Below are 13,691 nucleotides of genomic sequence, written 5' to 3' on the forward strand. Positions count from 1 at the left end.
AGCACGGAACCCCGGCGAAACCATCCCCCGTCTGCCGTGCGGGGGCGGCACACCGAAAGGCCACCCGGCTTCAGTCAGGAATCCGGTCGAGATCGGCCAGCCAGACGCTGGCTTCCGAATCGCTGGGCGCCCGCCAGTCCCCGCGCGGCGACAGCGAGCCGCCGCTACCGACCTTCGGTGCATTGGGCACGCAGCTTCGCTTGAACTGGCTGCCTTTGAAGAAGCGCTGCACAAAGATGCGCAGCACCCGCTTGATCTCCGCCAGGGAATATTCATTGCGCCGGACATGCTCACCGTCCGGCCAGTCGCCCATTTCGCGGTCGCCCCAGGCATGGCGGGCCAGGAAGGCGATCTTGGCGGGCGAGCAGCCCTGGCGGATGGTGTAGAAAAGATTGAAGTCCTGCAGCTCGTAGGGGCCGATGGCCGATTCGGTGCTTTGCAGACCGCTGGTACTCTTGCCGTCTTGCGGCACCAGTTCGGGGCTGATTTCGGTGCCCAGGATGTCCAGCAGCACCGTTTTGCCCTGGGCGCCGAGCTGCTCCGTCTCCGCCACCCAGCGCACCAGATACTGGATCAATGTCTTGGGCACCGACGCATTCACGTTGTAGTGGGACATGTGGTCCCCTACCCCGTAGGTGCACCAGCCCAGGGCCAGCTCACTCAGGTCACCGGTGCCCAGCACCAGCGCGCCGGTGTGGTTGGCCAATCGGAACAGATGGCTGGTGCGCTCGCCGGCCTGCACATTCTCGAAGGTCACGTCATAAACCGCCTCCCCCTTGGCATAGGGGTGACCGAGATCCGCCAGCATCTGGGTGCAGCTCGGGCGGATGTCGATTTCGCGGGCTTCGCAGCCCATGGCGGCCATCAGGCGCATGGCCTGGTCGCGGGTGCGAGTGCTGGTGGCAAAGCCGGGCATGGTCACGCCCAGGATGTTGGTGCGAGGCCAACCCATCAGGTCCATGGCACGGGCTGCCACCAGCAGCGCATGGGTGGAGTCCAGCCCGCCGGAGATCCCCAGCACCAGCTTGTGGATGCCGCTGGACACCAGCCGCTGCACCAGCGCCTGCACCTGGATGTTGAAGACCTCGTTGCAGCGTTCGTCGCGGCGGGTGCGGTCGGACGGCACATAGGGGAATCGCTCGATGCGACGGCGCAGCGGCAAGGGCTCCGACAGGTCCAGGCCCAGTGCGGTCCGCACCGTGCGGAATTCCTTCAGCAGCGGCGCGTGATGGCGGACGGAATCGCCAAAGCTGGTCTGCCGCATGCGTTCGCGGGAGAGGCGCTCCAGGTCGACATCGGCGGTCAGCAATTGGGCGCGGCGCACGAAGCGTTCGGCTTCGCTCAGCAGGCTGCCGTTTTCGTAGATCAGGGCCTGGCCGTCCCAGGCCAGATCGGTGCTGGACTCGCCGGCCCCGGCCGAGGTGTAGACATAGGCCGCGAGGCAGCGGGCCGATTGCTGCGACACCAGCTGATGGCGATACCCGGCCTTGCCCACCGTCACATTCGAGGCCGAGAGGTTCACCAGCACGGTGGCGCCAGCCATGGCGGCGTAGGAAGACGGCGGGATGGGTGTCCACACGTCCTCGCAGATTTCCACATGCACCCGCAGCAATGGCAGGTCCTGCGCCTGCACCACCAACCGCGTGCCGAACGGCACCTGCTGGCCGAGCAGCTCGATCTCGGTGCTCAGCGCTTCGTCGGCGGCGTTGAACTGGCGGGCTTCATAGAACTCGCCGTAGTTGGGCAGATAGGTCTTGGGCCAGACGGCCAGCAGACGGCCGCGATGCAGGGCGACGGCGCAGTTGAACAGGCGGTGTTCCACCCGCAGGGGCACCCCGACGATGGCGATGGTGGGCAAATCCCGCGAGACGGCCAGCAGATGCGCCAGGGCGGCCTCGCAGCCATCGAGCAGGGCGCGCTGATGGAAGAGGTCGTCGCTGGTGTAGGCGGCCAGGCCCAGTTCGGGGAAGGCCACCAGGGCGGCGCCTTCCTGCGCGGCCTGGATCAGGAGCTGGGCCGTCTGCTCGGCGTTGTAGGCCGGGTCTGCCACGCGGCAGACGGGGACCCCTACGGCGAGCCGGGCGAAATCGTGCAGGTAGAGGTTGTCGAAACTGGAAGAAGACGTCGCTTGCATGATTCACATCCTGCCATCAAAGCGCGGGGTTTTGGGTTGGCCCTAAGATTTCCGGACACTCACCTTGGCTGCATGACCACCACCTCCACCGCCGCTCCCCTGATCCGCGTCGATGACGACCTGTCCGCGCTGCCGCAGGAGGCCTGGAACGGCCTGCTGGCGTCTTCGCCGCTGCCCTCCCCGTTCATGCGTCTGGAATATCTGCGGGCGATGCAGGCGTCCGGGTCGGCAGTCGCCAAAACGGGGTGGCAAGCCCAGTTCCTGAGCGTGTGGGAAGGCGAGGAGCTGCTCGCGGCCTGCCCGGCCTACCTGAAGAGCCACTCCTACGGCGAATATGTGTTCGATTGGGCCTGGGCGGATGCCTACCAGCGGCATGGCCTGGACTACTACCCCAAGCTGCTGGTGGCGGTGCCTTTCACGCCGGTGCCCGGCAGCCGGTTGCTGGCGCGGAATGACGAGGCGCGGGCATGGCTGGTGAAGGGGCTGCGCGCGCTGACGCAGCGGCTGGAGCTCTCATCGGTGCATGTGCTGTTCGGCGACCCGAAGGATCAGGCCGCGCTGGCGGAGGACGGCTGGCTGCCGCGCCAGCAGGTGCAGTTCCACTGGACCGGGGACGGCACGCCGCGCAGCTTTGCCGACTATCTGCAGACGCTGCAGCGGGAGAAGCGCAAGAAGATCCAGCAGGAGCAGCGCAAGGTGGCGGAGGCGGGCATCCGCTTCGAGGCACTGCGGGGCCGAGCCATCACCCAGGAGGACTGGGACTTCTTCTACGAGTGCTACACGCTGACCTACCTGGCGCATCGCAACAAGCCCTATCTGAAGCGCGACTTCTTCGCCCGCATGGCCGCGGACCTGCCGGAGCAGTGGCTGATGTTTGTGGCGCGCGACGAGCAGGGCGAGCGGGTCGCTGCATCACTCGTGGCCATCGATGAAGGCCAGCGGGCCGCGTACGGGCGCTACTGGGGCGCGACGCGCTACATCCCGAATCTGCATTTCGATGCGTGTTACTACCAGCCGCTGGCCTGGTGCCTGGCGAACGGCTGGCAGCGGTTTGAAGGGGGCGCGCAAGGGGAGCACAAGATGGCACGGGGGCTGCTGCCGGTGTCTACCCACTCGTCCCACTGGCTGGCGCACCCACAGTTCCGCGAGGCGGTGGCGGAGTTTCTGGCGCAGGAGGGCGATGCGATGGGGGAATACATCGACGAGCTGGAGCGGCATCAGCCGTTCAAGGCGGGTGGCGCTGGGACAGCGTAGGGGCCTGGACGAGCCACTTAGCAGTCATTCACTGGCGCTTGCGAGCATGCTGCGGAACTGCAGCATTGCGTAGTGCGACTACACCGTTCACCGGAGTCCCTGAGGGCTAGGTGAAAGCGGAAGGTTTTGTGCGACCAGCAGGCCAAAGACCGTGAGAACGCTCATGAGTTCGAAGCATCAACCTCACGATCGAGCATCAATGTCCGGGGGCTCGGTCAGCCGGGATAGAACTGGCTCCGGGCGGCCGACATGGATGGCCGAACCGTCGCGTGGTTGGGCCTGGGTAATCGGTTCACCGGCATTTGCCGCAGTCGTAACGCTTCTGGTGGTGATGGCAGGCGCTGCCGCTTCGCTCTTTACAGAAGGCATCCGGTCTCACAGTCCCATGCCAATTCCGGATGGCACCAGTGCGCTCGGAGCCTGGTTATTTTGGTCCTTGTCGATCGTCGCCGTGGGAGCGCTTTTGGTGAACCAGGTGATTCTCAGGCGTACATCCCTCCAGGAACGAGCCGACCTAGATAACTCCTTGAAGAAGCTGGATACGGCTGTGAGGCGCTTGAACACGTTGCCGAACGAGGCATTTTTGCCGTCGTTCCAGGACAGCTATGGGGAGGCCTTCGCCGTTGCGGTTTTGGCCATCGCCTCTCCTGAGGTTCGTGCAGCACAAGTTGATGCGGCGATTCGAGCTGTCTTGGCCGCTTTGGCGGATACGGCCCGAGATTTCGACGGCGGCGAGGACGACGCTGTCTATCGTGCCCATCTCATGTTGTTTCGTCCCAGGGAGATGCGCAGCCTCGTCAGCGACTCGTTGGGCCTTCCGACAATTTCGTCTCAGCATCTCGAATACGCAGGGGCACTTGAGACGGTCGTCGAACTATCGACCAGCCTGACCGCTCGAGGCGAGATTGACGCAGCATTGGTCACGATCCATCTTCCCATTCCTGCGGAGGGCATGGACTACTTCGATGCTGATCTCGGCCGGACTCGATCCAGCCTCATTCCTGGCGCAGCCACTTCCTATGTCAAGGGCACGTTCGACAGCTTCGCCACGATCGACGACTTCCTGGCACGATTGAAAGAGTCGTCACTGGACAGAACACACGTGGGTACGATCCAACGTTACTTTGTCGAGGGCACTGGACGCTCGATCAGGAGCTTTGCGACGCTTCCTGTGATGGACCTCACGCTGTCCGGGGTAGGGAGCGACGAGGGAGCGTCAGGCCGTGCGGCCCACCCTTTGGCGGTATTAGTTCTGCAAAGCAGCGCCATTGGCCTACTTGCCGATAATGGTGCAACATTGTTTGCGCCTCTCGCAGGGCCGTTCCTGAATCTTCTCGCTATGCTCTTACTCCGAAGGGAAGAGTTCGTCGGGACCCTGACCGCAACGCCAACAGAAGACCGCCAAACGTCGCAAGGGCCATTGCATCATGAGCAGACTTCTTTCCAAGCTTAAGGGCAATATGAGCCTTGATGAGGCGATCGCCGCTCGCGTCCGCAACATCACCGAGATCGGGCAGAGAAGCTCAAGCTATGTACTCTCGACGGTGCACGATCGCGGCTTCAGCCAGACCGAGCTGCATCCGGCTAAACGGCCATCGTCCGAAGCGACGCGCGTCGCCGTGAGCGGGTCGAACGCCAAGCGGAAGTAGTCGGATCCGATCTCAAGCCGGACATCAAGCAGCCAATCCGGAACAAAAAAGCCGACATCTTCGTCGGCTTTTTTTTCACCTTAGGCCGTGCGGCCCATGCGGCTGTCAGCGCTGCGGACCGCGGACGAACGAAGGCTCGCTCAAGCCGCGCGGAACAGTTCCGGAGAAAACGCGTCGAGGTCGTCCAGCACAGGGGCTTGGCGATCGGTACGGCGGGATAGAGGATAAACGGTGGCGGCAGCGGGCTTGGCCTGCGCCGCGCCCTGCTTGCGCTGGGCGGCCAGGATGCGGTCGCTCAGCTCCGGCTTTTTCAGCACCTGACGTGCGAAGTCTGCCGCTTGACGAAGGTCTGCATTCGTCAGCTTGTGCGACTGCAATTGCAGTAACCCGCCCGTAGTTCGAACAAATGCCATATGCGCTCCGAAAGTGTTCAAAGTTTAGCAGTCAGGGCGCATTCGGCAAGTCTCGAGGGGTCGCGGAACTTGAGGATTCCGGACTTTCGGGCAGGTAATCCACCAACAGATGGGCGCAGACCCACAGCACCTTGCCCAGGTCGCGTCGCAGCGGGGCCTCGCTCTCCCCGGCTGCATCGTCATCCACGCTGGGCGCCAGCGACGAATCGTCGAGCGAAAGGCCTTCACCCGCGGCGCCCGTACCCCAAGGATCGATGGCGGGGAATCCATCGGCCAACGAAGACATCGGTCCCACCAACTCCACCAGCCCGCTGTCCAGCCGCTCGGACGACAGGGTCAGCACCCCCACCGTGGTGTGTGGCCCCCAGTCGGGCGTGACACCGGCGGAGTAGGACGACAGCGGAAAGGCCAGCACGTACTTCCAGCGCGTGGCGGCCATGGCCGCTCCGGCGTTCTCTTCCGAGTACAGATAAGCCGCCTCATGCTGGCTGCCACTGAGCTGCGGATCCACGTACATCACCGGCAGGGAGCGCTTGAACGCCGCGCCGATCACGCCTTCGCCCAGCGGCACCACCAGGGGATGATCCGGCACCACTTCGTCCTTGCCGGGCGCGAGCACCAGCGTCTGCACGAGGTCGTGGCGGGACTCGTCATACGTGAACATGGCGATCTCGACATCGTCCAGCACCCGGTCGCCGGAACCGATGCTGTTGAGCACATCCCGGAATTCGATTTCCCAGGCACGCAGCGGTCCTTCATACGCAGCCATCGTCTCGCGGCTGAGCAGGGTGGCGCGCATCGCCAGCGTGCGGCCGCGGATGCGTGTCGTGTCCTGCAACGTCACTTGCGGACGGAACGGCTCGACGCGCCAGCGCACGTCATAGCGGTGGCCCACCATCGGGTAGCTCACCCGCAGTTCCCACACGTCCTCGCCGATCTGCGAGAGGTGGCCCGCCTCATGGGCGGTCAGCTCGGCGTCGTTGACCCATTCGCCTTCGGTGCCGTGTTCATGGAACTGCAGATGCTCGTCCAGCGGCGTGGCCGGATAGGTGCTCCATCGCATCACCTGCACGAAGGGCTTGATCGGATACTGCCCGCCCGGCAGTTGCACGCGGAAGACCAGCTGCCGCAGCGGCGCCCGCACCACATAGGAGGTCACCTCCAGCTCGGCCAGCCGCACGCGCGGACGGCGGGGCTGACCGAGCGGCACCCGCGCCCGCTGCATCGACTCCCGCTCACAGGCGGCGATGGTTTCCCAGCGGGTGATGGCGTAGGTATTGAAGCACTTGTAGCGATAGCCGTAGTCCAGCGCGGGACCGGTCAGGCGCCGTCCCACATGGATGCCGGCGCGCACGCGTTGCACCGGCCCTTGCGGACGGTTCACCCATTGGTAGCCGGCGCTCTTGGAGCCCTCGCTCAATTCGATGGTGTTGTGGGAGATGCGGCCCAGCGACACCGAGCACACCACCGGCACCACCTGCATCGGCAGCGGCCGCTCGAACCAGTGCTGGGTGATGTCCTGCTGCACCACGGCCACGCCGGTCGCGTCCACCCCGACGGCATGCCGGATTGTCTCGATCCACTGCCCCTGGCGCTCGGCCGCGCGCCGATGGACACGGGCCTTGTGCATCTCGATGCCGTGAATCTCCTTCTTCCCGCGCGCGATCTCATGCACCGGCGCGCCGCCTCCCGCGCCGAAATGGATGGAGCGGAACGACATCCGTCCCGTCTCGAGGATGTCGATCAAATTGACCGAATTGCGGCCGGATTCCGAATGCGTCACACCGCCGCTGCCAGCAGCCAGTACGGCGATCTCGCCCTCGGTGTGATGGTCGATGGAATAACCCAGCCGGCCAAAAGCGGCGTAGTGCTTGTGGCCGTGCAGGATCAGGTCCACATCGCACTTGTTGAGTTCCTTCAGCACCAGCCCGGCGTTGCGCAGCACGAGGAAGGGCTCGAACGAGGTCAGGCCTTCCGCGATGGACGCCTCCGGAATCGGCAATGGATGGTGATGCAGCAGCGCGATGCGGGGCACGAAGGGCCGCGCGCCCTGGGCTTCGCGCAGGTTCAGCATCAGCGCTTTGAGCTTGGTCACTTCGCGCGCATTCACATTGCCGGTGGCCAGGCGCATCGAGTCGTTGCTGTCCAGATAGACCAGCACGACTTCCTGCGGGTCGTCGCTGCGCAGCAGTTCCAGCTGATAGCCGCTCTCCTCGCGGGCAAGGAAGCGCTTGGCGGCCGTCCACCACTTGCGGGCGTAGAGCGCGGGGGTCATGCGCAGCCGCATGAAGCAGCGCACGGGAAACGAACTGCGTCGGTAGGTCAGATAAGACGGCATGCTGGCCGGCAGCGCAAACGCGCCGGGGCCGAACACGGCACCGAAGTTGGTCGAGAACGGCCGGAACTTCAGGTTGCCGAAGGGGCCGCAATCGTGGTTGCCCGGCACGCAGCGCAACTGCACCTGGCGGGGCGAGCCTTCGCTGGCGTTCATCGCGCTCAGCTGATCGGTGAACGCCTTGAATTCCTGGCGGGCGGCGGCCAGCATGAACAGACCGCCGTGGTCCACCAGGTCACCGGTGCAGACCACCAGGTCCGGCCGTTCGCGCCGCGCCAGTTCACCGACGTAGTTCCACACCGACTCGTCGAAATGGTTGCCGAAATGCACATCGGACAGGTGAAAGATCCGGAACGGCCGGGCGCTGGCAGGCCGGGGGTCCTGGGAATGCGGGTGGGGCGACGACGGCGGGCGCTGGAAGCCGTCGCGCCGCTCTGTCACGCCATGATCGTGGGCCATCTGTCTCTTCCCTGATGTATTAGACCGTTCCAACTCCTGAACGGCTCCGGTCCGGTAGTCCGGATCTATGGGGAGCGGTTCTGATGGCAGTGCTCAAACTGCCGGGGGTTGAGTCATTGTGCTCGACTGGTAGCTCACTCCGTGATCCAGTCGCTGAACAGGCGCCCCAGGCGGCGCGGTACGGCGGAAACGACAAAGGCGCCCGCAGGCGCCTTTGAAGTGTCTGCCCGTGGGCAGAGGGGGGCTTAGGCTTGTTGGGCCTTGGCGTAGTTGGCGATGCCGTTGGTGATTTCGGCCTTGGCTTCTTCGGGGCCCTTCCAGCCCTTGACCTTGACCCACTTGCCGGCTTCGAGGTCCTTGTAGTGTTCGAAGAAATGCTGGATGGCCTTCAGGCGCATCTGGTTGATGTCTTCGGGCTTGGTCCAGTGCTCGTAGATCGGGAGGATCTTGGTGGTGGGCACGGCGAGCAGCTTGGCGTCGCCGCCGGCTTCGTCGTCCATGTCCAGCATGCCGATGGCGCGGCAGGTCACCACGACGCCGGGGGTCAGCGGGAACGGCGTGATCACCAGCACGTCGACCGGATCGCCGTCGTCGGCGAGGGTCTGGGGCACGTAGCCGTAGTTGCACGGGTAGTGCATGGCGGTGGTCATGAAGCGGTCGACGAACAGGGCGCCGCTTTCCTTATCCACTTCGTACTTGATCGGATCGGCGTTCATCGGAATCTCGATGACGACGTTGAACTGTTCGGGGGCCTTCGGACCGGGGGTGACTTTATGCAGGCTCATGATGTTTACCGCAGCTGAGAAATCGACAGTCGGCATTCTAGAGGACGCCCATCACGGCCCTTCGCGCCCTTCACGTACGCACGCCCGCCACGCCCGCCACGGTGCAACGTCAACGGCTTTGCGCAGGCCTGGACTGGCCCCTTTTTCCGGAAGTATTAGGAATGAATGGCCGGCGGAGCCGGACAGAAGGGACTGAGCTCGGACACAGACAGTCCGGGGGACTGTCTGTGCCTAGCGAAGGCCAGCGCCGCTGGCGCTGGCATGAAGGGAAAAGGGGTCAGGGCAGGCTGGAGCGAAGTCGTTGCTGCTCAAAAGAAGGCAGTCAAGGTTCCTCCCACCACGCTCGAACCCGAGCAAACCCGGTGCCACCCCTTGCCCACCCTGAAACACCTGACACCTCCCCCCCTCACCCCCAGGTAAACGCCTACCCCCCCACCCCCCACCCGCTTTAGCATCGATTCACGGCCTGTATGTGTGCTTGCGCGCAGGACCGGCGCTGTGGGCATCAGGGCGTCTCAAACCAAGGAGACAACACATGTCGATCAGTATGGCGCTGTACTTTGCGCTGGCCTGCGGCTTGGCTGCAGTGCTTTACGGCTTTATCCAGCGGAGCTGGATCCTCTCGCAGAGTGCGGGCAATGCCCGCATGCAGGAGATTGCACTGGCGATCCAGCAGGGGGCGGCGGCGTATCTGGCGCGCCAATACCGGACCATTGCGATCGCGGGCGTTGTCCTGGCGATTCTCATTGGTGTGGCGCTGGACCTCACCACTGCCATTGGCTTTGTCGTCGGCGCCGTGCTCTCCGGTGCCTGCGGCTTCATTGGCATGAACGTCTCGGTCCGGGCCAACGTCCGCACTGCCCAGGCGGCGACGCAAGGCATGGCCCCGGCGCTCAATGTCGCCTTCAAAGGGGGCGCCATCACCGGCATGCTGGTGGTCGGCCTCGGGCTGCTCGGCGTCGGCCTGTTCTTCCTCTGGATCAGCCACAACCTCCAGCAGATCGACAGCCAGTCCCTCAAGCCGTTGCTGGGCCTGGCCTTCGGCTCCTCCCTCATCTCGATCTTTGCCCGCCTGGGCGGCGGCATCTTCACCAAGGGGGCGGACGTGGGCGCCGACCTTGTCGGCAAGGTGGAAGCGGGCATCCCCGAGGATGATCCGCGCAATCCCGCCGTCATTGCCGACAACGTCGGTGACAACGTCGGCGACTGTGCCGGCATGGCGGCCGACCTCTTCGAAACCTACGCCGTCACCCTCATCGCCACCATCGCGCTGGGCGCCCTCACCTTCGGCGGCATGTCCACTGCGGCGCTGGTCTACCCGCTGGTGCTGGGTGGCGTGTCGATCATTGCCTCGATCATCGGCTGCAGCTTCGTCAAGGCGACGCCAGGCATGAAAAACGTGATGCCGGCCCTCTACAAGGGCCTGATCGTCGCCGGCGTCCTCTCCGCCGTCGCGTTCTATTTCATCACCCGCGCCCTCTTCCCGCAGGACCTCACCCTGCCCGGCGGCCAGACCATCGGTGCCAACGCCCTCTTCTTCTCCTGCCTCGTCGGCCTGCTCCTGACCGCCGCCATGGTCTGGATCACCGAGTACTACACGGGCACGGACTACAAGCCGGTCCAGCATGTCGCGCAGGCGTCCACCACCGGCCACGGCACCAACATCATTGCGGGGCTGGGCGTCTCCATGCGCTCCACCGCCTGGCCGGTGCTCTTTGTCTGCGTCGCCATCCTGGCCGCCTTCAAGCTGGCCGGCCTGTACGGCATCGCCATCGCGGCCACCGCCATGCTGAGCATGGCCGGCATCGTCGTCGCCCTGGACGCCTACGGTCCGATCACCGACAACGCCGGCGGCATCGCCGAAATGGCCGACCTGCCGGCCAGCGTGCGGGACATCACCGACCCACTGGACGCGGTGGGCAACACCACCAAGGCCGTCACCAAGGGGTATGCCATCGGCTCCGCCGGCCTGGCGGCGCTGGTGCTCTTTGCCGACTACACCCATGCGCTCGAAAGCCGGGGCCTCTCGGTCAGCTTCGACCTCAGCAACCACATGGTGATCGTGGGCCTCTTCATCGGCGGCCTGATTCCCTACCTCTTCGGGGCCATGGCCATGGAGGCGGTCGGCCGCGCGGCCGGCTCGGTAGTGGAGGAAGTGCGCCGCCAGTTCCGGGACATCAAGGGCATCATGGAAGGCACCGGCAAGCCGGAATATGGCAAGGCGGTGGACATGCTCACGGCGGCCGCGATCAAGGAAATGATCGTGCCGTCCCTGCTGCCGGTCGTCGTGCCCATTGTGGTCGGGCTGGTTCTCGGCCCGGCGGCACTCGGCGGCCTCCTGATGGGCACCATCGTCACCGGCCTCTTTGTGGCGATCTCGATGTGCACCGGCGGCGGTGCCTGGGACAACGCCAAGAAGTACATTGAGGACGGCCACCACGGCGGCAAGGGCAGTGAAGCCCACAAGGCCGCGGTGACGGGAGATACCGTGGGGGATCCCTACAAGGACACGGCGGGGCCGGCAGTCAATCCGCTGATCAAGATCATCAACATCGTGGCGCTGCTGATCGTGCCGCTGCTGCCTGCCGTCGGCACCACCGGGCCGGCCAGCGGCAGCCCGGCGATGACACCCGCGCCGATCAGCGCCCCGGCGCCGGAGGCCTCCACCCCGGCCACGGTACCGGACGCGGTGGCCAGCGGGCCGATGGAGATGGCCAGCGGCAGCGCACCAGCCGCATCGGCAGCCGCTCAGCCCTGAGTGGCGGAGTGTGGCGGGGTCCGGCAGACTCCTGCGGGGTCTGCCGGGCGTCGGCAGGAGCCATCCGATGGGCTGTAGCCCTGCCCCGCTCACGGCGACAGAACGCGAAGAAATACCGCCTCCGGACGGCCACTTCGGGCTTTGTCCGGGGCGCCAGCCACGGCAGAATCAGGCAAACTCCACCAAAGAAATTTCAGGGACGCTTGCCACCATGACCAGCCAGGCCATCACGCCTCGCGAACTCGACGCCCGTCGTGAAGCGCTGGCCGACCTCCAGCGCCAGCTGGCGGACGAAGAGCAGGCCTACGCCACGACCCGCACCTGGCTGCAGGCCTTCATCGACCGGTATGTGGCCAGCCTGGGTCCGCTCTACATGGAGCTGGACGCCCTCGAATCCCAGTTGTACTGCGCCATGCGCTACCTGCACGACGCCCTGAGCCGCAATGGCGTGGACGCTCGCGCGCCGGAACCGCCGCGCGCCACCGCCACACCGCTGCTGCCGCACCTGCCGCCGGGGGCCCCGCTGCCGCCGCAGCCGGAGGGCGGCCTGGTGCAGGTGGGCCCGCCCACCCTCAAGACGCTCTACCGCCGGGCCGCGATGCGCCTGCATCCGGACCTGGCGCCGGATGATTCGGAACGCCGCATTCGCGAGCAGAAGATGGTGGAAGTCAACGATGCCTACGCGGCGTCGGACCGGCATCGACTCGAACAGCTGCTGCTTGCCTCCGGCGAGAGCACCTTCAAGGTCAAGGGCGGCGATGCCGATGCAGTGCTCAACTGGCTCCGGCATGCCGAGCGCAGCGTGCAGGGGCGGCTGCGCGTGGTGCAGGCCCACACGGCGCTGTTGGTGAACCATCCGATGCATCAGCTCGGCCAGGCGATCGAGCGCGCCGAACGCAAAGGCCTGCAACCGCTGACCATCATGGCCAATCGGCTGCGTGCGCAGATCACCGAGCGCCGTCAGGAGCTCTACATCGGCCAGCGTCTGCAGCCGGAGTCCGGCATGGCCGAGGCCTTCCTGCGCCAGCGTCAGCAACGCATGGGCGGCGGAATCGCGGCGTCGTACTGAGCGGCCTCGTTCTGAGGCAGCGGTCGCTGAAGCAGTCCCTGAGCGGAGAAAGTGGCCGAACGCTGGGGCCTGAACTCAGCGCAGGCGGGATCAGCGCTTCTGCGCCGGCACGCCGTTCCCAGCGGCCCAGACGAGCATCTCGACGCCCAGCCGGTCCAGCACCTGCGCAATGGCCCGTGCACCGCCCTCGGCATTGCCGCCGGCTGGAGCGCTGGCCTCAAACACCCTTCGCTGCGCACCCGTCGTCACGCCCAGCCGCATCGACACCTCACTCTGCGTCGGGCTGGAGAAGCGCTGCACGCAGTCTTCCAGGTCGAGCCGGACCACCACGGGCGCCGCCGGATCCGCACCCGGCGCCAGCACGGCCCGGGCATTGAGCTGCTTGAGCCGGTCGCTCATCAGCGTGGAAAGCGGCGCCGCCCAGCGACTGTCGCGATAGACACGGCGGGTGAACGGATCGGTGTCATCCAGGCGGTAGGCGACGTCCCGCCCCTGCGTCAGCTCGGAGGTGGACACCACCTGGATGTCCACCCGGCGGGGCAGGCTGGCACCGGCGGGCCAGACGGGCGCGGGGCCCAGATCCAACGCGCGAGCCGGCGCCGGCTTGCTGCCGCAGGCGGCCAGTAGCGGGGCGGCGGCGCCCAGCGCCAGACCGGTCATCAACAAGCGACGGCGACCCGGCACGCCAGGAGCCGCCGCTGGCGCTACGGCCACCATTGCGGCCACCCGCGCAGTGACCGCCCTTTCCGCGGGTTGTGCCATAACCGCTACTTCCGCCGCTTCCACCGTTGCCGCAGCTGCCATCGTTGGCGATGCTGCCGCCGTTGCCGTTGCC

General features: G+C 65.7%; 10 protein-coding genes. 5 read left to right on the forward strand and 5 right to left on the reverse strand.

What is annotated here, in order from left to right; all coding sequences use genetic code 11:
* Positions 1–70 precede the first annotated feature (70 nt).
* Positions 71–2,134 (reverse strand): NAD(+) synthase, encoded by a 2,064-nt coding sequence (locus FHS28_RS19100; RefSeq protein ID WP_088454615.1) that lies wholly within the window; start codon positions 2,132–2,134, stop codon positions 71–73.
* A 72-nt stretch (positions 2,135–2,206) separates the two neighbouring features.
* Here FHS28_RS19100 and FHS28_RS19105 point away from each other — a divergent pair, with 72 nt between their 5' ends.
* The 3 genes from FHS28_RS19105 (at position 2,207) to FHS28_RS19115 (ending at position 5,037) form a co-directional block, all read left to right on the forward strand.
* Positions 2,207–3,388, forward strand: coding sequence for a GNAT family N-acetyltransferase (locus FHS28_RS19105; protein ID WP_088454616.1), 1,182 nt, complete (start codon positions 2,207–2,209; stop codon positions 3,386–3,388).
* 253 nt (positions 3,389–3,641) lie between these two features.
* Complete coding sequence (locus FHS28_RS19110) at positions 3,642–4,841, forward strand: hypothetical protein (protein ID WP_184295204.1); 1,200 nt, start codon at positions 3,642–3,644, stop codon at positions 4,839–4,841.
* Entirely contained in the window at positions 4,816–5,037 is a 222-nt protein-coding gene (locus FHS28_RS19115; RefSeq protein ID WP_184295207.1) for a hypothetical protein, read from the forward strand. Before FHS28_RS19110 ends, FHS28_RS19115 begins: the two co-directional genes overlap by 26 nt.
* A 140-nt stretch (positions 5,038–5,177) precedes the next feature.
* Here the strand turns inward: FHS28_RS19115 and FHS28_RS19120 are convergent, their stop codons facing one another.
* From FHS28_RS19120 to ppa, 3 genes are all read right to left on the reverse strand, one after another.
* Positions 5,178–5,450: a hypothetical protein gene (locus FHS28_RS19120; RefSeq protein WP_184295210.1), complete on the reverse strand. Its 273-nt coding sequence runs from the start codon at positions 5,448–5,450 to the stop codon at positions 5,178–5,180.
* Between the two features lie 31 nt (positions 5,451–5,481).
* On the reverse strand, positions 5,482–8,244 hold the full coding sequence (locus tag FHS28_RS19125) for a metallophosphoesterase family protein (protein WP_088454620.1): 2,763 nt from the start codon (positions 8,242–8,244) through the stop codon (positions 5,482–5,484).
* A 245-nt stretch (positions 8,245–8,489) separates the two neighbouring features.
* The gene (ppa, locus tag FHS28_RS19130; RefSeq protein WP_088454621.1) at positions 8,490–9,029 is read right to left on the reverse strand and encodes an inorganic diphosphatase; all 540 of its coding nucleotides are present in this window, start codon (positions 9,027–9,029) and stop codon (positions 8,490–8,492) included.
* Positions 9,030–9,564: 535 nt separating this feature from the next.
* Here ppa and FHS28_RS19135 point away from each other — a divergent pair.
* Positions 9,565–11,787 carry a sodium-translocating pyrophosphatase gene (locus tag FHS28_RS19135; RefSeq protein ID WP_088454622.1) on the forward strand — a complete coding sequence of 741 codons (2,223 nt, stop codon included), beginning with the start codon at positions 9,565–9,567 and terminating at the stop codon, positions 11,785–11,787.
* Between the two features lie 211 nt (positions 11,788–11,998).
* Positions 11,999–12,856 (forward strand): J domain-containing protein, encoded by an 858-nt coding sequence (locus tag FHS28_RS19140; RefSeq protein ID WP_088454623.1) that lies wholly within the window; start codon positions 11,999–12,001, stop codon positions 12,854–12,856.
* A gap of 90 nt (positions 12,857–12,946) precedes the next feature.
* Here FHS28_RS19140 and FHS28_RS19145 read toward each other — a convergent pair whose 3' ends face one another.
* Complete coding sequence (locus tag FHS28_RS19145) at positions 12,947–13,618, reverse strand: ABC-type transport auxiliary lipoprotein family protein (protein WP_184295213.1); 672 nt, start codon at positions 13,616–13,618, stop codon at positions 12,947–12,949.
* Positions 13,619–13,691 lie beyond the last annotated feature (73 nt).

Origin of the sequence: Roseateles terrae, assembly GCF_014192155.1 — a bacterium.
GTDB classification, from domain to species: domain Bacteria; phylum Pseudomonadota; class Gammaproteobacteria; order Burkholderiales; family Burkholderiaceae_C; genus Roseateles; species Roseateles terrae.